Origin of the sequence: Bradyrhizobium sp., assembly GCF_035309285.1 — a bacterium.
Lineage (GTDB): Bacteria > Pseudomonadota > Alphaproteobacteria > Rhizobiales > Xanthobacteraceae > Bradyrhizobium.
On the sequence record NZ_DATGFH010000008.1, the window covers coordinates 140,044 to 163,418 of the forward strand.

At 61.2% G+C, this 23,375-nt stretch carries 24 protein-coding genes; 12 read left to right on the forward strand and 12 right to left on the reverse strand.

Annotated elements, in window-relative coordinates:
* Nucleotides 1–43: 43 nt before the first annotated feature.
* From VKR55_RS03360 to VKR55_RS03370, 3 genes are read right to left on the reverse strand one after another with little or no spacing between them, the layout of a single operon-like run.
* Nucleotides 44–445, reverse strand: coding sequence for a hypothetical protein (locus tag VKR55_RS03360; RefSeq protein WP_324399925.1), 402 nt, complete (start codon nt 443–445; stop codon nt 44–46).
* 34 nt (nt 446–479) lie between these two features.
* The gene (locus VKR55_RS03365) at nt 480–971 is read right to left on the reverse strand and encodes a phage holin family protein (RefSeq protein WP_324399645.1); all 492 of its coding nucleotides are present in this window, start codon (nt 969–971) and stop codon (nt 480–482) included.
* Between the two features lies 1 nt (nt 972).
* The gene (locus VKR55_RS03370; protein WP_324399647.1) at nt 973–1,248 is read right to left on the reverse strand and encodes a hypothetical protein; all 276 of its coding nucleotides are present in this window, start codon (nt 1,246–1,248) and stop codon (nt 973–975) included.
* Nucleotides 1,249–1,409: 161 nt separating this feature from the next.
* On the opposite strand from VKR55_RS03370, the gene VKR55_RS03375 reads away from it, so the two are divergent.
* Genes VKR55_RS03375 through VKR55_RS03385 form a run of 3 tightly spaced genes read left to right on the forward strand, consistent with a single transcriptional unit; the run spans nt 1,410 to nt 4,429 of the window.
* A complete protein-coding gene (locus VKR55_RS03375; RefSeq protein ID WP_324399649.1) occupies nt 1,410–2,549 on the forward strand; it encodes an ABC transporter permease in 1,140 nt (379 codons plus the stop codon).
* Nucleotides 2,550–2,551: 2 nt separating this feature from the next.
* Nucleotides 2,552–3,328: an ABC transporter ATP-binding protein gene (locus tag VKR55_RS03380; protein ID WP_324399651.1), complete on the forward strand. Its 777-nt coding sequence runs from the start codon at nt 2,552–2,554 to the stop codon at nt 3,326–3,328.
* Nucleotides 3,329–3,331: 3 nt separating this feature from the next.
* Nucleotides 3,332–4,429, forward strand: a complete 1,098-nt coding sequence (locus tag VKR55_RS03385) for an ABC-type transport auxiliary lipoprotein family protein (RefSeq protein ID WP_324399653.1) — start codon at nt 3,332–3,334, stop codon at nt 4,427–4,429.
* 221 nt (nt 4,430–4,650) lie between these two features.
* Here VKR55_RS03385 and VKR55_RS03390 read toward each other — a convergent pair whose 3' ends face one another.
* Nucleotides 4,651–5,004: a hypothetical protein gene (locus VKR55_RS03390; protein WP_324399656.1), complete on the reverse strand. Its 354-nt coding sequence runs from the start codon at nt 5,002–5,004 to the stop codon at nt 4,651–4,653.
* A 224-nt stretch (nt 5,005–5,228) separates the two neighbouring features.
* Between VKR55_RS03390 and VKR55_RS03395 the strand changes: the two genes are divergently transcribed.
* The 8 genes from VKR55_RS03395 (at nt 5,229) to VKR55_RS03430 (ending at nt 16,414) form a co-directional block, all read left to right on the forward strand.
* On the forward strand, nt 5,229–5,630 hold the full coding sequence (locus VKR55_RS03395) for a DsrE/DsrF/TusD sulfur relay family protein (RefSeq protein WP_324399658.1): 402 nt from the start codon (nt 5,229–5,231) through the stop codon (nt 5,628–5,630).
* 174 nt (nt 5,631–5,804) lie between these two features.
* Entirely contained in the window at nt 5,805–8,549 is a 2,745-nt protein-coding gene (locus VKR55_RS03400; protein ID WP_324399660.1) for a nitrate/nitrite transporter, read from the forward strand.
* Nucleotides 8,550–8,560: 11 nt separating this feature from the next.
* Entirely contained in the window at nt 8,561–12,313 is a 3,753-nt protein-coding gene (locus VKR55_RS03405) for a nitrate reductase subunit alpha (RefSeq protein ID WP_324399662.1), read from the forward strand.
* A complete protein-coding gene (narH, locus tag VKR55_RS03410) occupies nt 12,310–13,830 on the forward strand; it encodes a nitrate reductase subunit beta (protein ID WP_324399664.1) in 1,521 nt (506 codons plus the stop codon). The genes VKR55_RS03405 and narH overlap by 4 nt, the downstream gene beginning before the upstream one ends.
* Nucleotides 13,830–14,540, forward strand: coding sequence for a nitrate reductase molybdenum cofactor assembly chaperone (gene narJ, locus VKR55_RS03415; protein WP_324399666.1), 711 nt, complete (start codon nt 13,830–13,832; stop codon nt 14,538–14,540). Before narH ends, narJ begins: the two co-directional genes overlap by 1 nt.
* Nucleotides 14,541–14,553: 13 nt before the next feature.
* A complete protein-coding gene (gene narI, locus VKR55_RS03420) occupies nt 14,554–15,276 on the forward strand; it encodes a respiratory nitrate reductase subunit gamma (RefSeq protein ID WP_324399668.1) in 723 nt (240 codons plus the stop codon).
* 4 nt (nt 15,277–15,280) lie between these two features.
* On the forward strand, nt 15,281–16,105 hold the full coding sequence (locus VKR55_RS03425) for a peptidylprolyl isomerase (protein ID WP_324399669.1): 825 nt from the start codon (nt 15,281–15,283) through the stop codon (nt 16,103–16,105).
* Between the two features lie 9 nt (nt 16,106–16,114).
* Nucleotides 16,115–16,414, forward strand: a complete 300-nt coding sequence (locus VKR55_RS03430) for a hypothetical protein (protein WP_324399671.1) — start codon at nt 16,115–16,117, stop codon at nt 16,412–16,414.
* Nucleotides 16,415–16,701: 287 nt separating this feature from the next.
* On the opposite strand, the gene VKR55_RS03435 is transcribed toward VKR55_RS03430, so the two are convergent.
* The 3 genes from VKR55_RS03435 to VKR55_RS03445 are packed head-to-tail and all read right to left on the reverse strand — an operon-like array spanning nt 16,702 to nt 18,487.
* Nucleotides 16,702–16,893, reverse strand: coding sequence for a hypothetical protein (locus tag VKR55_RS03435; RefSeq protein ID WP_324399673.1), 192 nt, complete (start codon nt 16,891–16,893; stop codon nt 16,702–16,704).
* A gap of 7 nt (nt 16,894–16,900) precedes the next feature.
* Complete coding sequence (locus VKR55_RS03440) at nt 16,901–17,629, reverse strand: CBS domain-containing protein (protein ID WP_324399676.1); 729 nt, start codon at nt 17,627–17,629, stop codon at nt 16,901–16,903.
* Between the two features lie 12 nt (nt 17,630–17,641).
* Nucleotides 17,642–18,487: a universal stress protein gene (locus tag VKR55_RS03445; protein WP_324399678.1), complete on the reverse strand. Its 846-nt coding sequence runs from the start codon at nt 18,485–18,487 to the stop codon at nt 17,642–17,644.
* A 128-nt stretch (nt 18,488–18,615) separates the two neighbouring features.
* Here VKR55_RS03445 and VKR55_RS03450 point away from each other — a divergent pair, with 128 nt between their 5' ends.
* Nucleotides 18,616–18,936: an ATPase inhibitor subunit zeta gene (locus tag VKR55_RS03450; protein WP_324399680.1), complete on the forward strand. Its 321-nt coding sequence runs from the start codon at nt 18,616–18,618 to the stop codon at nt 18,934–18,936.
* 219 nt (nt 18,937–19,155) lie between these two features.
* On the opposite strand, the gene VKR55_RS03455 is transcribed toward VKR55_RS03450, so the two are convergent.
* The 5 genes from VKR55_RS03455 to VKR55_RS03475 all read right to left on the reverse strand — a co-directional run bounded on the left by VKR55_RS03455 (nt 19,156) and on the right by VKR55_RS03475 (nt 23,215).
* Nucleotides 19,156–19,341: a hypothetical protein gene (locus VKR55_RS03455; protein WP_324399682.1), complete on the reverse strand. Its 186-nt coding sequence runs from the start codon at nt 19,339–19,341 to the stop codon at nt 19,156–19,158.
* A 232-nt stretch (nt 19,342–19,573) separates the two neighbouring features.
* Complete coding sequence (locus tag VKR55_RS03460; RefSeq protein WP_324399684.1) at nt 19,574–20,218, reverse strand: c-type cytochrome; 645 nt, start codon at nt 20,216–20,218, stop codon at nt 19,574–19,576.
* 9 nt (nt 20,219–20,227) lie between these two features.
* Nucleotides 20,228–20,911 (reverse strand): c-type cytochrome, encoded by a 684-nt coding sequence (locus tag VKR55_RS03465; protein WP_324399686.1) that lies wholly within the window; start codon nt 20,909–20,911, stop codon nt 20,228–20,230.
* The gene (locus VKR55_RS03470; RefSeq protein WP_324399688.1) at nt 20,911–21,687 is read right to left on the reverse strand and encodes an outer membrane protein; all 777 of its coding nucleotides are present in this window, start codon (nt 21,685–21,687) and stop codon (nt 20,911–20,913) included. Before VKR55_RS03470 ends, VKR55_RS03465 begins: the two co-directional genes overlap by 1 nt.
* Nucleotides 21,688–21,715: 28 nt before the next feature.
* Complete coding sequence (locus VKR55_RS03475; RefSeq protein WP_324399690.1) at nt 21,716–23,215, reverse strand: cytochrome C; 1,500 nt, start codon at nt 23,213–23,215, stop codon at nt 21,716–21,718.
* Between the last annotated feature and the right edge of the window lie 160 nt (nt 23,216–23,375).

Here is a 23,375-nt window from a genome sequence, read left to right on the forward strand (position 1 = left end):
TTTTGCACCAGGTCAAACGTGGGCCCGACAAGGTACGGTGATTTCAAAGGTGCGACACCGACACGACGCGGTAGGTATGCATCTCGCCGCCCTCGTTGATCGAGACATACTCGCCGACGACGAAATGCTCATCTGCGAAGTGAACTCCGATATCGTCGGGCACGCTCGGGTTCGAATCGTAGTGGAACGCCCAGCCGCCGCCCGAGCGATAGACGAGGTGGCCCAGCACGGTCTCCGCGCCGGGCCGCAGGCGCGCGACCCGACACGCATCACGAAAGTCGTGCCAAAGCATCGGATCGATCCTACCGTGTTCTTCCAGCGGGACAATGATGATGTAGCCAACGCTGGTATCGCCCTCGGGATGGCCGCGCTCTCGCGCAAGCTCAAGGTGAATTTGACGAAATTGCGATGGCAGTGACGCGTTCAGGATCGGTTTGAGATGCATTGTTCCCATGTGGATGTCGCTCCTTCCTCGCGGTTCATGCCGCCTGCGATGAATCCCGCGTTCCGGCGGGCTCCGTCCGGGGCTTCTTCAGGCTCTTGACGATGATGGTGATCAGGGGCGGGAGCAACGTTGGCAAAATCCCGCTCAGCGGATGGCGGATCACGCCGGTAAGCTGCGATTGCAGCGCGCGGGCCTCGAGCTGGAGCGCCTCGACCGAGGAGCCGTGGAGTTCAGTCGCGAGTTCGAGATCACGCCCGGACGGTCGACGCGCGGCGAGAGCGAACAGTATCGCGGCAATCGCGAAATTGATGGTGCCAAGGATGGCTGCGGCCAAGATCGCGCTCCAGATCTGCACCAGCGCGAAATATGCCGACAGCTCCAGCATCAAAAGCCCGAATGCTGCGATCAGAGCCGCGAAAGCCCGCAACCCCAGTCCGACAAGCAAATGCCGCATCCGGATGTCGGCGATAATCCTGTCGGTGCGCCAGAGCACGCGCAGGTTTCTGACCATATTCTCCGGGTTCACGCTAGTGCCTCCTCAGCGAGAAACCGACTATGGCGCCGAGCGCGAAGGCCGACGCGAGCGTGGCGACCGGCCGATCCGAGATGAGATCGCGGAGATGGCTCTCTTCATCCGTGAGAGTTTCGTTGAGTTCGTTCAGCGCGGTCGTGATCTGGTCGGCGAGCGCGTCAGCGGCAGCCTTCGAAGTATCGATAAATCCCTCGCGGGCCGTATTGAGAAGCTGTGAGACGTCTACCTTCAGAGCCTGCAGCTCATTGCCCAGTTCGCTCGAATTGAACATCGCGCTCACTTTCCTTGCATGATGCAAACAACTTTAGGCCGGCTGGCGAGGTCGCATTTGATTTGCGTCAACGTCGCCGCGACATTTCCTGGCTTGAGACAGGTCAAACCGCGGCGGCAGCCAATGGCGTAGGGAAAAGTGCTCGTTAGAAGGAATGCAATGTGGCGACTTCCCCTCTGTTGACGGCGACGCCGGCCCCCGGCGATCTGGTTGAGTTGCATGCTGGGGGATCCTGGATTGCCGCCAATGTGACGGCGCTGGAAGCGCTGTCCGACGCCGCGCTCGCCCGGATCGGTCGCGCAAAAAGAGTGATCGTCGACATGGCCGGCGTCAGCGACCTCGATACTCTCGGCGCCTGGCTGCTCGAGAAGATGTCGCGCCGGGCGAAGGCTGCCGGCCACAATGTCGAATTTATCGGTGTTGCCGAGAATTACGCCGGACTGGTCGAGGAGGTCCGCCAGGTCAATCGACGCAATCCTGCGCCGCCAGCCGCGCGAAATCCCTTTGTTGGGAGAATTGACGAAATCGGTCGCTCTGCGGTGGGATTGGCCGAGGATCTGGCGATCTTCCTGCAGATGCTGGGGGCATTGTTTCTGGCCGTCGTCGGCGTGTTGCGCCGGCCGAGGTCGTTGCGGGCAACCTCGCTGGTCTATCAACTCTATAAGGTTGGCTGGTCGGCTATTCCGATCATCGTCCTGATCACGTTCTTGATCGGCGCGATCATCGCGCAGCAGGGCATCTTCCATTTCCGCAAGTTCGGTGCCGATTCCTATGTCGTGGACATGGTCGGCATTCTGGTTTTGCGCGAACTCGGCGTGTTGATCGTTGCCATCATGGTGGCCGGTCGTTCCGGCAGCGCCTATACCGCCGAGCTCGGCTCGATGAAGATGCGCGAAGAGATCGACGCGCTGTCGACCATGGGGCTTGATCCAGTCGAGGTCTTGATATTGCCGCGCGTCGCCGCGCTGATTTGCGCGCTGCCGATCCTCAGCTTCATCGGGTCGATGGCTGCGCTTTACGGTGGTGGGCTGATCGCGTGGTTCTACGGCGGCATGGGGCCAGCCATCTTCATCGCCCGGCTGCACGACGCTGTATCGGTCACGCATTTCGAGGTCGGCATCATCAAGGCGCCGTTCATGGCGCTGGTGATCGGGATCATCGCCTGCAGCGAAGGCTTGCGGGTGAAGGGCAGCGCTGAGTCGCTGGGCAAGCAGACGACGACGTCGGTGGTCAAATCGATCTTCGTCGTCATCGTGCTCGACGGCTTGTTTGCTGTCTTCTTCGCATCCATAGGAATGTAGCGATGCGTGGGGTTTGGCAGTCCGCGATCAGCGTCAGCGACCTCGTGGTCGGCTTCGGCCGGCAGGTTGTGATCGATCATTTGTCCTTGGATGTCCGCAAAGGCGAGATCCTCGGGCTGGTCGGCGCCTCCGGCGGCGGCAAATCAGTGCTGATGCGGACGATTATCGGCCTTGTCCCGCGGCGGAGCGGAACGATCGAGGTCATGGGCGAAGAGATCTACACTTCGCAAGATCGAAATACCCAGAAAGCCGCCGGCCGATGGGGCATTCTGTTTCAGCAGGGCGCACTGTTTTCGTCGCTCACGGTCCGTCAGAACGTCCAATTTCCCTTGCGCGAAAACCTTGTGCTGTCCGATGGACTGATGGACGAGATTGCGACCGCGAAGCTCGAAATGGTGGGACTCACGCCGGAGGATGGCGACAAGTTTCCCTCCGAATTGTCCGGCGGCATGACCAAGCGCGTGGCGCTGGCGCGCGCGCTCGCGCTCGATCCGGCCATTGTGTTCCTTGACGAACCAACGTCAGGGCTGGATCCGATTGCCGCGGGCGATTTCGACGCGCTGATCAAGACATTGCAGGAAACATTGGGGCTAACGGTGTTCATGGTCACCCATGATCTCGCAAGCCTCAATACCGTGTGCGATCGCGTCGCAGCACTGGCCGACGGCAAGATCGTTGCCATCGGGCCGATGCGCGACCTGCTTCAATCCGAGCATCCCTGGGTGCGGGCCTATTTTCACGGCAAGCGCTCCCTGATGCTGCAACCAAAAGCGAGTTGAGAGATGGAAACCCGCGCACCCTTTGTCCTTATCGGCGCATTCGTCCTGGCCGCAATCGCCGCTGCGTTCGGCTTTGTGTATTGGCTGCATAACACCGGCGGCCTCGGTGCCCGCGCGACCTATCATGTTCAGTTCGAAGGCTCGGTGCCCGGTCTCTTGGTGGGCGCGGGGGTGTTGTTCAACGGCATTCGAGTCGGCGAGGTGACCGAACTCGGTCTCTCGCCGGATAACCCGCGCAGCGTCAGCGCGACCATTTCAGTTGACGCCACGACACCGGTTCGGCCAGACACCAAGGTGGGGTTGGAATTCCAGGGTCTGACCGGGGTCCCCGTGATCGCACTGGAAGGCGGCACGGCGCCTGCGGGCGCTGGGGGTGTGCCGACATTGATCGCAGAGCCCGGAGCAGGCCAGAGCATGACCCAGGCGGCGCGCGACGCATTGCGGCGCGTGGATTCGGTGCTGGCGGAGAATTCCGAGCCGCTGAAGGACACCATCGCCAACTTCAAGGTTTTCTCGGAAGGCCTGGCGCGCAACACCGGGAAGCTCGACGGCATCGTCGCAGGTCTAGAGAAGATGACGGGTGGCGGCGTGCCGGTGCAAAAGATCATTTATGATCTGGACGCCGTCAAGAATTTCGATCTCGCCGAGAAAACCCTGAATGGACAGTTGGCTATTCCCGAGCCGTCGGCGGTCGTGACGCTCGATACGCAGCGTTTTCTGTTCAGTCCAACCACGGATGTTCCAAGCTTTGCAGAGGCAATGTGGGCCGACACTATTCCAAAACTGGTCCAGACGCGCTTGATCGAGAGCTTCGAGAACTACGACATCACCCACGCGCCATTGCGGACAACCGATATCGGACAAGCCGACTATCAGCTTCTGATTGACATCAGGCGCTTTCGGATCGCGATGGACTCGACGCCGACAGCCGAGATCGCCTTATCGGCGAGGATTGTCGACAAGAGCGGAAAGATCATCGCTTCGCGCTTGATCGAGCAGACGCAACCATTGGACAGGCTCGAGCCGGCTGCGGCTGCGTTTAACATGGCTTTCGGCCGGATTGCCAAGGACATGGTCGCCTGGACCATCAAGGCGCTGTAGGGCGTCACGTCAAGGCGCTCGCGTGGCGCCGACACGGAATGGCTAGCGCGCCTTGCGCCGTTTTTTCGCATGGCCTTGAGCCAGCGGGATCGCGTCCTCTCCGACGCATTCTCGATCATTCCGAACATCGTGGTTCGAACGGGCGAGAACCCGACGAATTTGAATACATTCCGACAGTGGTCGTTTTCAATTCCTGCCGGCCTCCAGCTCTCAAACCAGGATCATGCGGCCTTTGAATCAGGCACGGTGTCCTTACCGGCCGTCTGAGCCTTGAGTTCGATGGCCCCAAGGGTACGTGCCGCTTCCAGCGCATACATGGCATCCTGCGCGCCTCGTTCCGTTGCACCTTTCAGCCATGCCTGGGAAATTTTGATCTTTTCGGCAAGGGACGGAGTGCCGTTGGACCTCCAGAGCAGATCCCAGAGCTCATTCGCTTCAGTTTGAATCCGCTCGAGCCAATGCCGATTGAACTCGACCAGCTTCTCCGAAAACTCAGATTGCGTCGTGATCGCCTTGGCCGCGAGGCTTTGAATGGACTTGGCCGTGTTCGCTGAAATGGATTGCCCGTCTGACATTGTGCAAACTCCTCCGCTTTTGGAGCATGGTGCTGCGGCTGCCAGAAAAATCGTTGACCTGTATCAATTTTCAGGAGTGGCTTGATTTAGGGTGTTCCTGGTTCGCTCAGCTCTTTGCACTCCGGCGATAGCTCCCGGCCGTGTCATCCGCGTAGCGACGCGCTGTTCGGCGCTTACGGTTTGATCCAGATCAATAGCAGTGAGGCGGCAAGGAAATAAGAAAAGTGGAGGCCGGCGCTTGCGCCGGCAAAATCATTACACGTGCGGCAGCGATGAAAGTCCTGTTCATCATCAATGATCCGCCTTACGGCACCGAGCGCGTCTACAACGCGCTGAGGCTCGCGCTGACTCTGCTCAAGAAGGATCTGGATACGCAAGTCACCGTCTTTCTGACGGCGGATGCCGTGCTGGCGGCCAAGGCGCGGCAGAAAACGCCAGACGGCTATTACAATATCGAGCGGATGCTAAAGCGCGTCCTCGCCGGCAAAGGCGCGGTACTTCTGTGCGGCACGTGCATGGACGCACGTGGGATTGCCGATGGCGAGGTCACGGAGGCGGCTCACCGTAGCACGATGGACGAGCTCGCCGCGGCTATGGTCCAGGCGGACAAGGTCTTGGTCTTCTAAATTTGGTGTCCATGAGAAGACCTTCGTTGGTTCTCGATCCTTCCGATCGCAGCTTTAGTCGCTCGGGTTGTTCCAACAAAAGCCGGCCGTTCCCGCCGCTCAATTGATCTAGCGCAAAATCACTTCGGCCCAAACGTGGCGATCTTGTCTTCCAAGCATCTCGGAGAATCTATTATGGACGCCGCAAGTATGAGTAGAGCCCGCGAAGGTCGCGCGCTCTGGCTTTCGACGATCGCTTTCACGATTTGCTTTGCGGTCTGGACGATCTTCTCGATCATCGGCATCCGCATCAGGCAAGAGCTCGGGCTGAACGATACCGAGTTCGGGTTGCTGGTCGGCACGCCGATCCTGAGTGGCTCGTTGATACGTCTGGTGCTCGGCATCTGGACCGATCAGTACGGCGGTCGGCGCATCTACACGATCGTGATGCTGTCGGCGGCGGTTGCGACCTACCTATTGACCTGGGCGCACAGCTATCCTCAGTTCCTGATCGCCGCCTTGTTCGTCGGCATGGCCGGTGGTTCCTTCGCCGTGGGCGTCGCCTATGTCTCGCGGTTCTATCCCACGGCCAAGCAGGGGACCGCGCTTGGCATTTTCGGCGCCGGCAATGTTGGCGCTGCCGTCACCAAGTTTCTGGCTCCGTTTGTCCTGGTTGCCTATGGCTGGCAGGCCGTGGCCCAGATCTGGGCGATCGCGATCGCCGCGATGGGAATCATCTTCTGGATCTTTGCCGACGAGGACCCGGTCGTGCGCGCGCGGCGCGAGCGTCACGAAAAGCCAAAGAGCACTTGGCTCGAACTCGAGCCGCTGAAGAACATCCAGGTCTGGCGCTTTGCGCTCTATTACTTCTTCGTATTCGGCGCCTTTGTAGCCCTCTCGCTTTGGCTGCCGCAATACCTGATCAAGGTCTACCGCGTCGACATCGAGACCGCCGGTATGATGGCGGCGATGTTCTCCTTCCCCGCCAGCGTATTCCGCGCCTATGGCGGCCATCTCTCCGATCGCTATGGCGCGCGGCGCGTCATGTATTGGACGTTCCAGGTCGCCGTCGCGGCCACCTTCCTGCTCTCCTATCCGCCGACCGACTATCTGGTGAAGACCGTCAACGGCACCGTCGGCTTCCATCTGGAAATGGGATTGGTGCCGTTCGTGATTACTATATTCGTGCTCGGGTTCTTCATGGCGCTGGGCAAGGCGGCCGTCTACAAGCACATCCCTGTCTACTATCCGAATAGCGTTGGCGCCGTCGGCGGCCTGGTTGGCATGATCGGCGGTCTCGGCGGCTTTGTGCTTCCGATCGCTTTCGGCGCGCTGGTCGATCTGACCGGGCTATGGACCAGCTGCTTCATGCTGCTGTTCCTGCTGGTGACGGGCGCACTGATCTGGATGCATGTCTCGATCCGCCAGATGGAGCGGGGCGTCGTCGGCGAGGCGCTGAAGAAGCTTCCCGAACTTCCCGAGATGGAGGAGATTCACAAGCCCGAGCATGTCGGCGCCTTATCCGGCGTGGTGCTGACCGACTGGCGTCCCGAAGACCGGACGTTCTGGGAAAGCGGCGGGCGAGCGATTGCGAGACGTAATCTCTGGATCTCGATCCCTGCGCTCTTGCTGTCGTTCGCGGTCTGGCAGGTCTGGTCGGTGGTGGTGGCAAAGCTCCCATCCGTCGGCTTCAGGTTCACGACCGACGAGCTGTTCTGGCTGGCGGCGCTGCCTGGCATTTCGGGCGCGGTCCTGCGGATATTCTATTCCTTCATGGTACCGATCTTCGGGGGAAGGTTGTGGACGACACTTGCGACATGGTCGCTTTTGATCCCTGCCGTCGGCATTGGTTACGCGGTGCAGAATCCAGCGACGCCGTATCCGATCTTCCTGGCACTGGCATTGCTGTGCGGCCTCGGTGGCGGCAACTTTGCCTCTTCGATGGCCAACATCTCCTTCTTCTTCCCGCGTGCGGAGAAGGGCAATGCGCTCGCGCTGAATGCCGGCCTCGGTAATCTCGGCGTCAGCGTTGTGCAGTTCGTTGTCCCGATCGTGATCACGGCCGGCGTATTCGGCTGGTTCGGCGGCGATCCGACGATGGTGAAGAGTGGCAGTGCTCAGGCTCCGCTCTGGCTCCAGAACGCCGGCTTCATCTGGGTGCCGTTCATCGTCGCGAGTGCCTTTGCGGCGTGGTTCGGCATGAACGACATTGCCTCCGCCAAGGCGTCGTTTGCCGACCAGGCGGTGATCTTCCAGCGCAAGCACAATTGGCTCATGTGCTGGCTTTATACAGGCACCTTCGGCTCGTTCATCGGCTACTCGGCGGGCTTCCCGCTCCTGGCGAAAACCCAGTTCCCCGCAGTGGATGCGTTGCAATTCGCCTTCCTCGGCCCGCTCGTCGGCGCGCTCTCGCGCTCGGCGACGGGGTGGATGGCCGACAAATGGGGCGGCGGCCGCGTCACGCTCGGCGTATTCGCGCTGATGATGGTCGGCGTGCTCGGGGTGCTCTACTTCCTCGGCATCAAGGATCAGCCCGGTGCATTCTGGGGATTCTTCGCGATGTTCCTGTTGCTGTTCTTCGCGACCGGTATCGGCAACGCGTCGACCTTCCAGATGATTCCAAACATCATGCGGACGGAGATGGACCGGCTGATGCCGACCGCCGATCCGGCGACGCGGTTACGCCAGGCCGAAAAGGAATCAGCCGCCATCACCGGCTTCACCTCGGCAGTCGCCGCTTTCGGCGCATTCTTTATTCCGAAATCATATGGAACGTCGATTGATCTCACCGGCGGCGTGCAGGCGGCGCTGTGGGCGTTCTTCATCTTCTACGTGACCTGCGTGGTCATCACCTGGGCTGTCTACACCCGCAAGGGCGGCCTGCTTCACGACATCGAACGCAATGGCCGCCTTCCGGCCGCGACGCAGCCTGCTGAATAAGGAGACGAGGGATGAGTCATTTCCTGGACCGGCTTTCGTTCTTCACGCGGAAGAAGGAAGAGTTCGCCGGCGGACACGGTGTCACCACGACCGAGGATCGCTCGTGGGAAGAGGGTTATCGGAAGCGTTGGCAGCACGACAAGATCGTGCGTTCGACCCATGGCGTCAATTGCACCGGCTCCTGCTCGTGGAAGGTCTACGTCAAGGGCGGTATCGTCACTTGGGAAACCCAGCAGACGGACTATCCGCGCACGCGTCCCGATCTCCCCAATCACGAACCGCGCGGCTGCGCGCGCGGCGCGAGCTATAGCTGGTATCTCTATTCCGGCAACCGCGTGAAATATCCGTTGGTGCGATCGCGGCTGATCAAGCTGTGGCGCTCGGCGCGCGCTACGATGACACCGGTCGCAGCATGGAAGTCGATCGTCGAGAACCCGGAAAAGCGCGCCTCCTACGTGCAGAAGCGCGGTCTCGGCGGCTTTGTTCGCGCGAATTGGGCCGAGGTCAACGAGATCGTCGCCGCGGCAAACGCCTATACCGCGAGGACCTATGGTCCGGATCGCGTGTTCGGATTCTCCCCGATCCCGGCGATGTCGATGGTGAGCTATGCGGCCGGCGCGCGATATTTGTCGCTGCTCGGCGGCGTCTGCATGTCCTTCTACGACTGGTATTGCGACCTGCCCCCGGCGTCGCCCCAGACCTGGGGCGAGCAGACCGACGTACCGGAGAGCGCGGATTGGTACAATTCCAGCTTTCTTATCCTGTGGGGTTCCAACGTCCCGCAGACGCGCACGCCTGACGCGCATTTTTATACCGAGGTTCGTTACAAGGGCGCGAAAAGCGTCGTGATCTGCCCGGACTATTCCGAGGCCTCGAAATTCGCGGATCTCTGGGTGTCGCCGAAGCAGGGGACCGATGCCGCGCTGGCCATGGCCATGGGCCACGTGATCCTCAAGGAATTCCACATCGATCGGCAGACCAAATATTTCAACGATTACGCGCGCCAGTATACGGATATGCCATTTCTGGTGCGTCTGGTGAAATCCGACGGCCGGCTCGTTCCTGAGCGGTTCGTGCGCGCCTCGGATTTCGCCACTTCGCTCGATCAGTCAAACAATCCCGAGTGGAAGACGGTCGCCTATGACGAGACAACAGGTGAGATCGTCGTGCCGAACGGCTCCGTCGGCTTCCGCTGGGGCGAGAAGGGCAAATGGAATCTGGAAGAGAAGGACTCCAAGAGCCGCGCGACAAAACTTCGTCTGTCGCTCGCCGACATCAAGGATGAACTGGCCGATGTCGCGTTTCCCTATTTCGGCAATCGCGAGCATGATCACTTCCGCGGCACCGATCATCCGGACGTCCTGATCCGCAAGGTTCCCGCCAAGCGCATCGCCCTGACGGACAGCGAAGTCCTCGTGGCGTCGGTGTTCGATCTGTTCGTTGCGAATTACGGCGTCGATCGCGGTTTTGGCGGCGATCATCTCGGCAAGAGCTATGACGATGTCGAACCTTACACGCCGGCATGGGCCGAGAAGATTTCCAGTGTGCCGCGCGAGCAAATCATCACGGTGGCGCGGGAGTTCGCGAAGAACGCAGAAAGGACCGGCGGCCGCTCCATGGTCATCGTCGGCGCCGGGCTGAACCACTGGTACCACATGGACATGAACTACCGCGGCATCATCAATATGCTGGTGATGTGCGGCTGCATCGGCCAATCCGGCGGCGGCTGGTCGCACTATGTGGGTCAGGAAAAGCTGCGCCCGCAGTCGGGCTGGACACCGCTGGCCTTTGCGCTCGACTGGGGACGACCGCCCCGACAGATGAATTCGACCTCGGCGTTCTATGCCCACACCGATCAGTGGCGCTACGAGACGCTTAATGTCGGCGAGATCTTGTCGCCGACAGCGCCGAAGGGACCGTGGGACGGGGCGCTGATCGACTACAACGCGCGCGCCGAGCGGATGGGCTGGCTGCCGTCCGCGCCGCAGCTCAAAACCAATCCGCTCGAGGTTTCCAAGCGTGTGGCCGCGCTGGGCTTCGATGCCAAGGAATATGTCGCCAAGGCGCTGAAGTCGGGTGAGTTGCGACTTTCCTGCGAGGATCCGGACGATCCCAAGAACTGGCCGCGCAACCTGTTCGTCTGGCGCTCCAATCTGTTGGGCGCCTCAGGCAAGGGCCACGAATATTTCCTCAAGCACCTGCTTGGCACCAAGCACGGCGTGCTGGGGAAAGATCTCGGCGAGCACGGTAGGAAGAAGCCAGCTGAGGTGACCTGGCATGACGAGGCGCCGGAAGGAAAGCTTGATCTCCTCGTGACACTCGACTTCCGGATGTCGACGACCTGCATGTATTCCGACATCGTGTTGCCGACCGCGACCTGGTATGAGAAGAACGACCTCAACACCTCCGACATGCATCCCTTTATTCACCCTCTGTCGGCGGCGATCGATCCGGTCTGGGAATCGCGCAGCGACTGGGACATCTACAAGGGCATCGCGGAGGCCTTCTCGAGGGTCGCCCCTGAAGTGCTCGGCGTCGAGAAGGACGTCGTGCTCACGCCCATCATGCACGACAGCGCCGGCGAGATCGCGCAGCCCTTCGACGTGAAGGACTGGAAGAAGGGCGAGATCGATCCGATCCCCGGCAAAACCATGCCAGCGGTGACCGTGGTCGAGCGCGACTATCCGAACCTCTACAAGCGCTTCACCTCGCTCGGGCCGTTGATGAACAAGCTCGGCAATGGCGGTAAAGGTATGGCCTGGAACACCGACCACGAGGTAGATCTGCTCAGGAAGCTCAATGGCGTCGTGGCCGAAGAGGGCGCAACCAAGGGTCTGGCCCGTATCGACAGCGCTATCGACGCCTGCGAGGTGATCCTGAGTCTGGCGCCGGAAACCAACGGCGAGGTCGCAGTCAAAGCCTGGGCTTCCCTCGGTGGGTTCACCGGGCGCGACCACACCCATCTTGCGATCTCGAAGGAGGACGAGAAGATCCGTTTCCGCGATATCGTCGCGCAGCCGCGCAAGATCATCTCTTCGCCGATCTGGTCCGGCCTGGAATCGGATAAGGTCTGCTACAACGCCGGCTACACCAACGTGCATGAGCTGATCCCGTGGCGCACGCTGACCGGCCGGCAGCAACTCTACCAGGATCACCTCTGGATGCGCGCCTTCGGCGAGGGGTTCTGCGTCTATCGGCCTCCGATCGACACCAAGACGATCAAGCCGGTGATCGACCGCAAGCCGAACGGCAATGCGCAGGTGGTGCTGAACTTCATCACCCCGCATCAGAAGTGGGGCATCCACTCCACCTACACCGACAATCTGTTGATGCTGACCTTGTCGCGCGGCGGACCGATCGTGTGGATCAGCGAGACCGACGCCAAGGCAGCCGGCATCGTCGATAACGACTGGATCGAGGCCTACAACACCAACGGCGCGCTGGTGGCGCGTGCCGTGGTCTCGCAGCGCGTCAAGCAGGGCATGTGCCTGATGTATCACGCGCAGGAGAAGATCGTGAACGTGCCGGGCTCGGAGCAGACTGGCCAGCGTGGCGGCATCCACAATTCGGTCACCCGCACCGTACTCAAGCCGACGCACATGATCGGCGGCTATGTGCAGCAGGCCTATGGCTTCAACTACTACGGAACCGTCGGCTCCAACCGCGACGAGTTCGTGATCGTCCGCAAGATGTCGAAGGTCGACTGGCTGGATCAGCCAGCCGACGAGCGGCCCGGAAACGCCCGTCTGGAGGCAGCAGAATGAAAATCCGCGCTCAAATCGCCATGGTGCTGAACCTCGATAAATGCATCGGGTGTCACACCTGCAGCGTGACCTGCAAGAACGTCTGGACCAGCCGCGAAGGCATGGAATACGCTTGGTTCAACAATGTCGAAACCAAACCAGGTATCGGCTATCCCAAGGATTGGGAAAATCAATCGCGCTGGAATGGCGGATGGAAGCGCAATCGCAATGGCTCGATCCAGCCGCGCATCGGCGGCAAGTGGCGCGTGCTGGCGAACATCTTCGCCAATCCGGACCTGCCGGAGATCGACGACTATTACGAGCCTTTCACCTTCGATTATCCGCACTTGCAAGCGGCGCCAGAGCTGCCGGCGATGCCGACGGCGCGCCCGCGCTCGCTGGTCTCGGGCGAGCGGCTCGAGAAGATCGAGTGGGGCCCGAACTGGGAGGAAATCCTCGGCGGCGAATTCGAAAAGCGCTCGCAGGACTACAATTTCGAGGGCGTGCAGAAGGAAATCTACGGCCAGTTCGAGAACACCTTCATGATGTATCTGCCGCGGCTGTGCGAGCACTGTCTCAACCCGGCCTGTGTCGCGGCGTGCCCCTCCGGCGCCATCTACAAGCGCGAGGAGGACGGCATCGTCCTGATCGACCAGGACAAATGCCGGGGCTGGCGGATGTGCGTCTCCGGCTGCCCCTACAAGAAGATCTATTACAATTGGTCGTCGGGCAAATCGGAGAAGTGCATCTTTTGCTATCCGCGCATCGAGGCCGGCCAGCCTACTGTCTGCTCGGAGACTTGCGTCGGACGCATCCGCTATCTCGGCGTGGTGCTCTACGACGCCGACCGCATCGCAGAAGCCGCGAGCAAGCCGGATGAGCGCGATCTCTATCAGGCTCAACTCGACGTCTTCCTCGACCCCAATGATCCCGCGATCATCGCGGAGGCTGAGCAGCAGGGCATTCCACATACCTGGTTGGAGGCGGCAAAAACCTCGCCGATCTGGAAGATGGCGATGGAATGGAAAGTCGCGTTCCCGCTGCACCCCGAATATCGCACGCTGCCGATGGTCTGGTACGTACCGCCGCTGTCGCCGATCACTTCGGCAGCATCCGCCGGCAAGATCGGGCTCGACGGCGAGATGCCCGACGTCAAGTCGCTGCGCATTCCCGTGCGATACCTGGCCAACCTGTTGACCGCCGGCGACGAGAAGCCGGTCACGCTCGCGCTCGAGCGTATGCTCGCGATGCGCGCCTTCATGAGGGCTAAGACGCTCGACGGCGTCGTGGACGAAGCCGTTGCCAACCGGGTCGGACTCAGGCCGGAACAGATCGACGACATGTATCGCATCATGGCAATCGCCAACTACGAAGACCGATTCGTCATCCCGACAGCGCATCGCGAGCTGGGGACCGACGCCTTCGACATCCGCGGCTCCTGCGGTTTCACTTTCGGCAACGGCTGCTCCGGTGGAGAAAGTGAGGTCAATCTGTTCGGCTCGCCGCGCAAGGCGAAAAATCCGATGGAGATGGCGTGATGAAGACCTTCAAGGTACTCTCTGCACTGCTCAGCTATCCCAGCGAGGAACTCGCCGATGCGGCGCCTGATTTCGGCGCAATTTTGGCTGCCGAAACCCTCATTCCTGCGGCGCAACGGCGCGCGCTCGATGTCTTGATCGAAGAAATCGCGACACACGACGTTTGCGGTCTGCAGGAACGTTACGGCCTGTTGTTCGACCGCAGCAAAACGCTGGCGCTCTATCTGTTCGAGCACGTCCATGGCGAAAGCCGCGACCGCGGCCAGGCCATGGTCGATTTGCGCGCCATGTACGAAAATGCAGGCCTTGTCATCGCTGCGAATGAGCTGCCCGACTATCTGCCGCTGTTTCTCGAATTCCTGTCGACGCGTCCGGTGGCGGAGGCGCAGGCACTGCTTGCGGACACCGCCCATATCCTCGCTGCCCTTGGCGAACGTCTCGACCGGCGGCAATCAGCCTACAAGGCAGTGTTCGACGCTCTGCTGGCGATCCCGCAAAAGGCGCCCCGGCGCGACGTCGTCGACGCGCTCCTGCAGAGCCCGGACGTGGATCCGATGGATCTCGTGGCGCTCGATGCGGCCTGGGAAGAAGAGGAAGTGCGGTTCGGTCCCGGTGAGCAAGGGCAGGGTGCCTGCAGCCATGATGGACTGATCGCAAAACTTCGCCACGCCACGCGTGCCGTCGGCCCGGCGCAGTCGCAATCGCAATGAGAGAGCCCAGACCATGCAAACGCTCAACGCAATCGTTTTCGGCTGGTATCCCTACCTTTGCCTCACCGTCTTCCTGTTTGGCAGTCTGGTCCGCTTTGACCGCGAGCAATATACGTGGCGAAGCGGGTCGAGCCAGTTGTTGCGGCGGCGACAGCTCGTCTGGGGTTCCAACCTGTTCCATGTCGGCATCCTCGTTATCTTCTTCGGCCATTTGGGCGGCCTGCTGACGCCGATCTGGGTCTTCGACATGCTCGGCGTGTCGCACGGATTCAAGCAGATGCTGGCGATCATCGTCGGCGGGATGGCGGGGCTGATGTGCCTTGCGGGAATCTCGCTGCTGACGCACCGCCGGCTATTCGATCCGCGCATCCGTGCCAATTCGTCCTTCGGCGACACCGCGATCCTGCTCATCCTGTTTGCGCAGTTGCTGTTGGGCCTTGCTACCATTCCGGTGTCGCTCGGCCACCTCGACGGGCATGAGATGGTGAAGTTCATGGGATGGGCGCAGGGAATCCTGGCGTTGCAGCCGGGGATCGCCGCCAATATCCTGGATGTGCATCCCATTTTCAAAGCGCATCTCGTGCTGGGCATGACGATCTTCCTCGTCTTCCCGTTCACGCGCCTGGTTCACATCTGGAGCGCGCCGGTCTGGTATCTCGGCCGCCGTGGCTACCAAGTCGTGCGCAGTCGTGATGGTGGCGTCCGCGCCAGGCCGCCAATGCAACCTGCGGAGTAAGGCCATGGACTGCTCTCTGGTTGAAGCGCTGCCCAAGCCGAAGACCGTCAGCGTCAACGGCACCATCATCCCGCACGAGATGATCGCCCGCGAGGTGCAAAACCATCCTGCGGAAAAGCCGATCTTGGCCTGGCAGGCTGCGGCGCGCGCGCTGGTGGTGCGCGAATTGCTGCTGCAGGAATCGCGACGTCTCAATATTGCGGCCGAGCCGCTGCGGGATACGGAGGGGCGCAGTGAGACGGCGGAAGAGGCGGCGATGCGCGCCCTGATCGAACTGGAGGTCGTCACGCCGGAGCCGGATGAGGCGGCCTGCCGGCGCTTTTACGAGCAGAATCGGCGGCGCTTCGGCACGGGGGATCTGTATGAGGCGGCGCATATCCTGATCGCTGCGCCGCGCGGCGATGCGACCGCGCGCATAGCGGCGCGCGCGACTGCCGAAAATATCCTGGCGTCGGTGCGCGAGGATCCCGACTTGTTTGCCGAGCTCGCACGCACTCGCTCCGATTGCAAGACGTCTGCAGCGGATGGCGGCTGCCTCGGGCAGGTAACCCGCGGCCAAACCGTCGACGAGTTCGAAACAGCGCTTGCGCGAATGCGTGAGGGGGAGCTTGCGATCGTGGAAACCCGCTATGGCTTCCATGTCGTCCGGCTTGACCGATGCGCGCCGGGGCAGATGCTGCCGTTTGAGCTGGTCCGCGATCGCATCGCCCATTACCTCGCAACCAGCGTTCAGCGCCGGGGTTTGGCGCAATATCTCGCTGTGTTGGCCGGCCGTGCCGAAATCACCGGAATTGCGCTCGTAGGTGCAAGCTCGCCGCTCGTGCAGTAGGGAAGGCCCATGCAGCTCGGAGAAATCATCCGGAACTTCAGCGAGGAGGCGAGGGCGGACGAGGCGCTGCTCGCCTGCAGCGATCTGGTTCTGCTCGCGCGCATCGGTGAAATGGCGGGCCGTTTTGACGAGACGATCGCGGAATATGCGGCCGGCGCGGTGCGGCGGTTTGCCAATCTGGCCTCGAGCGAGGACTGGCTCGCCTTGATGAACACGATCGAGCGCTCCGATGACCCCGGCATCGATACCCTGAGCCACATGCTGAACTGGTCGCTGAAGCAGGATGAAGCCGCAGCGAGATGCCGATGATCCGAGAGGGTATGCCGCCGCCTAGTGCACAATGGTGCCCCCGGTCATCAACATCCGCGGCACTGCATCGCCGCACTTGCGCATCTGGCTTGGGCCGGCGCACAAGGGGATGTTCGCTTCGCCTACAAGGCGGGGAGCGGATGACAGGGCTCAGGCCCCCCGCCCGTGCCTGGCTGGCGTTACAGCCGGAATTTGAGACCACGGAGCGGCGGTCAACGGACTAATTTCGGGCACGAGCAAACAGACCCATCACAAAGTCGCGCACTAGGGTGCCTACCTGTGATCGATCAATCGCGGCGAATTTGCAAGAGCGCGGCTGCGCCGACGAGAATGGTAAGCAACATCACTGCGACCAGCATCCGCATCACGCTGAAGTTCAACGCGCCGCGCTCAACAAAGACGGCGGTTACGAACGCGGCAATCGCAAACAGAATGCGGATGATCCAAGTCACTGGCGCGTCTCGCGCTGCGGCGTGCAAGTCAAACTCAGCCCGCCCTTGCCATTCCTTCGTCTTCGGGTGAGTTCAGGTACATGCCTGACATGGTTTCAACCCAGCAAAGATGATCGTGCACTTTTCGCACGCCATCGACGTTTTCTGCAGCGACAATGGCGGCCTCGCGGGAACGTTCGTCGGTGATAACCCCGCTCAAGTGAACGATGCCGTCGCGGACGATGACATTCAGACCGATAGGCCCCCACTCGACCTTTTCCAGCGCGTTGATAATGCGATTTCGGATGTGATCATCGTCGGCTGTGGGATCCGGGATATGCCGCGCCATACTCGCGACCGCCTGCAGCAGGTTCGCGCGCGTGACAATGCCGACAATCTTGTCGTTTCGAAGCACCGGTAGCCGCTTGACATTCCGCTTTTCCATGATGTCGACAATGTCAGCCAGATGCGCGTCTTCCGTGACGGTGACGGGCGAGGGGGTCATGATCTCAGAAACCTTGCAGCCGTGCTCGTGAACGAAGTCGCTCGCCGACTTGCCAGCGCCGAGAATGAATCTCAGCAAAGCGCCGCGCCTGCGCTCTGTCCCGATTTCACTCCGACGAATGAAATCTCCTTCCGAGACGATACCAACCAGCTTGCCGGATGCATCGACCACTGGAAGGCCGCTGATGTGCCGTCTGAGCATCAAGTTTGCCGCGTCAGCAATCGTCACATCAGGCCGGACTGTAATGACCGGTTTGGTCATTATCTGATGAGCGCGCATGTTGGTCTCCATTCAGTGTGACATCAGAGTCGGGATCGTCATGGTGCGCAGCATCGCGCGCGTGACGCCGCCCAGGATCCCCTCCTGCAGCCGCGAGTGGCCGTAGGCTCCCATCACGAGCATGTCGAGGTTTTGGTCAGCGGCCAGAGACAGGATGAAAGGTTGAACCTCGGAGCGCGACGCCGGCAAATCGATAAGCTCGATTGGCAGCCCGCTACGGGCCAGATGTTTGGCGAGCTTTTGCGGCGAAGCGTCCGCCGGCACGTTTTCTGCGCCATTGATTGAAATCGCGAACAGCGCGTCCGCTTGCTCAAGGAAGGGCCTGGCATCCTTGAGCGCGCGAGCAGCCAGTCGACTTCCATCCCAGCAGATGCCGATCCGCTTGGCGCTAAATGCGCCGCGGGAAATGTAGGGCACGAACAGGACGGGGCCGCCGGCCTGCAGCAGAAGCTCGGTCGGCACAGTGTTGTCATAGGTTTTCTGGTCTGTCTCCGGCTGCAGAACAACGGCGAGATCATAAAGCCGGGCGGCCGCTATAATCGACCCTGATGCGTCGGCCGGGATATCCGCGATGGCACGGCTGCCGTAGGAAATGCGGGCCAGACGCGCTTCGGTTTCAAAGACCGCGAGTGCCGTCGCGGCGCGCTCGGCAGCTTTCTCCTGCTCCATTTCGAAAACAGCGGCAACGGCGGGAGCTGCGGCTCCGTCAAAAGCAAAAGCGGCAGCGCCGGTCGATACATAGCCAAGCGCCAAAGCGTCGAGATGGGCGCCGAAGCCCGTCGCCAGAGCGATGGACGCATCGATGACGGGGCGCGACGGGCGCTCCGTTGGGATGTGTACGAGGATGTCCTTGATCATGTCGGCCTCCCTAGGATGAAAACATCATTTCACCCGCAAGAAGTGCTCGTATTGACTTGAATCAAGAGCCGGCCGCGGTCGCCTCTTACGTTTCGAGAAGCAGGGTTTCAGCTGTGAAGGACAAGACCATGACGTCGTTCGACGAGCGCGAAAATGCCTTCGAGGCGAAATTCGCGCACCAGGAGGAGCTCAGGTTCAAGCTGCGGGAGTACGCCCTCAGATTGCTGGCGCTTTGGGCCGCGGAACGTCTGGGCAAGACTGCCGAGGCCAGCGAGATATACGCGCGCAACATGGTCGCAATCGACGTCGCCAGCCCGATGCGCGAAGCCGCGCTTGAGTGGATCGCGACGGATCTGCGCGCCACAGGCATCAGCGAGCGGAAGGTCCGCCAGGCCATGGACAGATTCCTGGCACAGGCCGGTGCCCAGATACACGCCTCCGCGTCGTAACACCGGAATTATGCGCGCCTGCGACGTCAGGCGAACGTCATTTGCAACTGTCAAGCCGAGCACGCCGCTCCTTGATGTTGCAAGCCCGCCGCTTTAGGCCAATCATCGAGGCCTGCTCGTTCTTCATGATGAGGGCTGTCTCGTTGAAATTGTTACGGAGGGCGATCTACTCAGCCGTCTCCAATTGATTGTGGCACTGGAGCCAAGTCTCAGCGAGAGTCAGAGCATCGCCGAGGTGACATATTGACCGGGATGCGATGGAATTTCAGATTGCCTGAACTCGAGGAGAAGCTCGATCGGCTGGCAGATCGGGCGTTGCTTCAGATTTCCATGCAGGACTATCAACGTCTCTTCGGCGCGAACGATGCGGCCGCCGCCCGCCTCCGAAATTTCGCAAGAGGGCATGCTTGCGTTCCAATCACGCAACGCAGGCGATCTTCTTTCGCAAGAAGCTCATACGGTCCGATGAGAGTTTTAAGCCTCCGGAAAATGACCAAGTTGAGGGTCCGTTATGACGCTTCGTGTTCGTGGGCGACAGCCGGAAGACCTCGTTCCTGCGAAGCGAAGGCGATGAGAAGTTTCCGAATCTCAAGACCGATAGCGTGTCCGAGGACGACCAGTGGCGGCCGCTCGGCACTCACCTGACGAAGCTGAGATAGGAGGCGAGCGCCTCGATCTCGGCCGGCCCCAGTTGGCGAGCGACAATGGGCATCGGAGTGCCAACACCCGAATGATATCCTTGGCCCCACTGTTCGAGCCGCGCCTTCAGATAGAAGTAGGCTAATCCTCCGAGCCGCGGAATGTCCCGTACGCCAACGCCATTGGGGCCGTGACAGGCGTAACAAGCTGCAATGTTGGCTTCAGGAATGCCTTCCATATAGATCGTCCGGCCCGCAGCCGCGAGGGTCGGATCACCATCATTCGCGGGTTTGGGTTGGATGGTTGCAAAATAGGCCGCGAGATCACGCGCGGCTCCAGGATCGAGCGCGGCTACGGCTCCCCACATGTATTGCCTTGAAAACGGGTTGTCTCGCGTGTGCTCGCGAAAGTCTCTGATCTGTTTGAAGATGTAGGCCGGCCGCTGACCGGCCAGACGCGGGGCGACCATGTAGCCCTGGCCTGACGTGCCGTGACACCAGGTGCAATTCTTGACGTTGAGACCATCCCACGCCGCAGCCGGAGCGATGAAGGCCACCACCGCCAACAAGGCCATTTTCAGTCCGACGCGCCTCATGACCTCTGGCTCTTTCCTACGTTGGCCGACCGATACGGCATGATCCAATCGCGAACTTCATCGCAGGGTACCGACATAGGCGGCGACGGCCTCGATCTGTGCTCTCGTCAGATTGTGCGCCGTCGGCGCCATGATCGCGGATGTGTCGACCGCCGTTCCCTGACCTCGCACCCTGCTCCAATTCGTGAGCTGGCCAACGGTGTACTCATAGAGCTGGCCCGCCAGCCTTGGTATCTCGTTCTCGCCTTTCGCCTCGGCGCCATGACAGGCCGAGCAGGCCGGCACGTTGGATTCAGGCAGACCGTTGTCGAAGATTTCCTTGCCCAGCGCCAACGACCGCCGCGGCGCGCCTCCGATCGGTGGCGGATCGAGATGCTTGAAATCCGCAGCCAGCGCCGAAACCATCGAAGGGCTCAGCACATGTGCGACGTTCTGCATCACCGGGTTGGTGCGCCGCCGTTCGATGAAAGCGCGCAACTGAGCCTCGATATATTGCGGCTGCTGCCCAGCCAGTCGGGGCATCGGAAACCAGCCGCGATAGCCCTCGCCGGAGAGGCCGTGGCAAGTCTTGCAGTATACAAGCTTGCCCTCGATGCCGCCTCTTGCCGCGACTGCAATGATGCCTCCGTCCGCGCGACCGGTTGCGGTGAACGCAAAAGCCGCGATCCCGGGCAGCAGCGCCGCGCCGAAGACCAACGCCCGCCAGGCTATCGTCAGCCTTGCTGGGAGCAGAACGGCCATTACCAACCAGCTCCCCAGATGTGGAAGTTGAAGCCGACCTTCACGACCTGGACGTTTTGCTTGACGTCCACGAGGCCCGAAAATCCGTTGATCCCATCGGTCATCAGGACGTTGCCGTGGCCGAATTGATAAAAATCGTACTCGACGTTGGCGGACCAATGTTGAGTAAAAGCCCAGTCCACACCGCCGCCCACGACCCAGCCAAAGCGATTGTCCAGCCCCCTGAAGTCGTAGGGCAGCCCCGTGAACGCGCCGCTGACCTCGAACTTGTCGCCGGCCAGCGCTGCGCCGCCCCGCGCATAGAGCAGCACATTGTCGAATGCGTAACCCACGCGCCCGGTCACGCTGGCGAGGAAGTCAGTGTTGGCCTGGACCAGTGCGGCGTCGCCAGGAAAGCCGAGCGGCAGCCCCGTGGCTTTCGAGCCTCGCATGGTTGAACCGGAGGCCGACCCTTCGATACCGATCACGAATGAGGATGGAAATTCATAGTCACAGCCGATCTGCCCACCGATCACCGCACCGGTCGGCGCCGGATTGACGGTCGTGACCCCTGTCGTCGTTCCCGCCCCCAGGAACGAGTCCTGCACAAGCTGCACAGGATCGGTGATGTCCTTCTGCGCGAAGGCACCGCCGATATGTCCTCCGAGATAGCAACTGCTCCAGGTGAAGCGCTCGACGAAGGGAGCCGGCGCCTTGATCGGCATGTCGGCTGCGAGTGCGGGTCCCGCTACTGTCGTCGCGAGCGCCGCGAGGTTGGCAAGAAGCAATCTTTTCATCGAACGTTCTCCCTCGGCGGGGCGGCTCCTACATGGCGAACCAAGCGTGGAGGAACAGCGTGTTGTTGTTCTGGGCACCGACCGTGGTGCCGTTGAGCTTGTTGTAATAGGTGTATTGCAGACCGATCCGCGCGTTGAACCAGGGCCATAGCGGCGATTTGCTGACGCCGAACGGGATGTAGGCGATCTCGGCGGTCCAGCCGTTGCTGTTTGGCGTCAGCGCCACTCCGGTGAGCGGGTCAGTCCCAAACAGGATGGCGTCGCTCGTGCCCCAGACGTTGAAATACTGCCCCGTCAGGACCACGCGGTTGTCGCTGCCCAGGGCCAGCGAGGCCTGCAGCTTCATGGTGTTGAGTTGATTGGTCAGATTGGACGAGCCGGCGTTTGCAAACGTCTGGTCGAGCCGCTGGAATTCGCGGATAAAGCTGCCGCGCAACGTGAACCAGAAATTGTCGCCCTGATACTGGTATTGCGAGTCAAAACCGATGTCGGTGAACTTGTCCGCCATCGGAAACACGTCGCTCGTCCAGCTCGCGAAACTCGTATCGATCCACGGATGCACTTGCGTATACAGGCCGAAGGTGCCGAGCATGAAGGAATGCCGGCCCCAGTGCGGCTCGATCGCGGCGCGCCAATACGGCGCAACGCCGCCCAACAGGCCCGGCGCGGCAAACGGATCGGTGCCGACGGCGTTCTGCTGGCTGAAGCTCAGCGTCTTGTAGCCAGTGACTTCGAGATAGAGCAGATCGTTGATGAACGTGTAGACACCGACGCCGCCGACATGCGCAGCAAAGGCGCCCTCGACGATTGTCGTGGGCTGTTGCGGTCCCAGGATCGTCGACACGGCATATGGGAAGGACCAAGCCGGCGTGGTGTTCCAGACGTCCTGCACGGACGGATTGTTGTTGGCGGTGATGCCGTAGATGAAATCAAGCGGTCCGAGACTGCCGGTGCCGGCAAAACGGACATCGGTGTTGTCCCAGGTCCAGGTGTGACCGAATGGATCGCCGAATCCACCGGGCGGCGGCGCGTTGTAGGTGACTTGCGCAAAGGCGCCGATGTCATTGGTGATCGCGCCGCCCCAGAAGGCGCTGAACGGGGACAGCACGACGTTGTCATTCGGATTATAGGGAGCGGTCGGCGGCGGCAACGGCGCCTGCGTGTGCGTATAGCCGACGATCGCCATCATCGAGACCGGCGGCACCCACTCCTTATCGTCGCCGTTGATGCTCGCATTTGCGTTCAGGTCACTGGCGCCCGGAGCCGGCGGCCCCGCGACCGCACTCGCATAGGCACGCAGCTTCTGGTACTCCGCACGCGCCGCGATGCCGGCATTCGAAGAGAACGGCGTGGTACGAAACGGACCGCCGCCCGGCGTATAGCCAAGCAGCTTGAAGCGTCGCCCATAGGGCGTGAGCGCGGGAAAATCGGTGTGACAGGTGCCGCAGGGCTGACCGGTCTGCCGCGCAAAACTCGGCAGCGCGTTTGCCGGCGTGACGCTTCCGACGATCAGGATAGTCGCCGTCACGGCAGCGAACGCAATCGCAGCGACGAATCTGCCCCGCGGCCAAGTTCGATAAAGACGTGTCCCCCGCATCGTGCGCCAATCCGTCCTTGCGGCGCTTGAACGCAAACGCGAACCGCGCCGCCCGCGTCACAAGTAGGCCAACACTTGCGTCCTTTCGCCA

Excerpts from the sequence above, each read along its gene's own strand:
- VKR55_RS03390 (WP_324399656.1), bottom strand. The coding sequence starts at position 5,004 with ATGTCAGACGGGCAATCCATTTCAGCGAACACGGCCAAGTCCATTCAA.
- VKR55_RS03370 (WP_324399647.1), bottom strand. The coding sequence starts at position 1,248 with ATGTTCAATTCGAGCGAACTGGGCAATGAGCTGCAGGCTCTGAAGGTA.
- VKR55_RS03380 (WP_324399651.1), top strand. The coding sequence starts at position 2,552 with ATGCGTGGGGTTTGGCAGTCCGCGATCAGCGTCAGCGACCTCGTGGTC.
- VKR55_RS03430 (WP_324399671.1), top strand. The coding sequence starts at position 16,115 with ATGCAGCTCGGAGAAATCATCCGGAACTTCAGCGAGGAGGCGAGGGCG.
- VKR55_RS03455 (WP_324399682.1), bottom strand. The coding sequence starts at position 19,341 with ATGCCCTCTTGCGAAATTTCGGAGGCGGGCGGCGGCCGCATCGTTCGC.
- VKR55_RS03465 (WP_324399686.1), bottom strand. The coding sequence starts at position 20,911 with ATGGCCGTTCTGCTCCCAGCAAGGCTGACGATAGCCTGGCGGGCGTTG.
- VKR55_RS03385 (WP_324399653.1), top strand. The coding sequence starts at position 3,332 with ATGGAAACCCGCGCACCCTTTGTCCTTATCGGCGCATTCGTCCTGGCC.
- VKR55_RS03400 (WP_324399660.1), top strand. The coding sequence starts at position 5,805 with ATGGACGCCGCAAGTATGAGTAGAGCCCGCGAAGGTCGCGCGCTCTGG.
- VKR55_RS03450 (WP_324399680.1), top strand. The coding sequence starts at position 18,616 with ATGACGTCGTTCGACGAGCGCGAAAATGCCTTCGAGGCGAAATTCGCG.
- VKR55_RS03405 (WP_324399662.1), top strand. The coding sequence starts at position 8,561 with ATGAGTCATTTCCTGGACCGGCTTTCGTTCTTCACGCGGAAGAAGGAA.
- narJ (WP_324399666.1), top strand. The coding sequence starts at position 13,830 with ATGAAGACCTTCAAGGTACTCTCTGCACTGCTCAGCTATCCCAGCGAG.
- narI (WP_324399668.1), top strand. The coding sequence starts at position 14,554 with ATGCAAACGCTCAACGCAATCGTTTTCGGCTGGTATCCCTACCTTTGC.
- VKR55_RS03425 (WP_324399669.1), top strand. The coding sequence starts at position 15,281 with ATGGACTGCTCTCTGGTTGAAGCGCTGCCCAAGCCGAAGACCGTCAGC.
- VKR55_RS03440 (WP_324399676.1), bottom strand. The coding sequence starts at position 17,629 with ATGCGCGCTCATCAGATAATGACCAAACCGGTCATTACAGTCCGGCCT.
- VKR55_RS03445 (WP_324399678.1), bottom strand. The coding sequence starts at position 18,487 with ATGATCAAGGACATCCTCGTACACATCCCAACGGAGCGCCCGTCGCGC.
- VKR55_RS03470 (WP_324399688.1), bottom strand. The coding sequence starts at position 21,687 with ATGAAAAGATTGCTTCTTGCCAACCTCGCGGCGCTCGCGACGACAGTA.
- narH (WP_324399664.1), top strand. The coding sequence starts at position 12,310 with ATGAAAATCCGCGCTCAAATCGCCATGGTGCTGAACCTCGATAAATGC.
- VKR55_RS03360 (WP_324399925.1), bottom strand. The coding sequence starts at position 445 with ATGCATCTCAAACCGATCCTGAACGCGTCACTGCCATCGCAATTTCGT.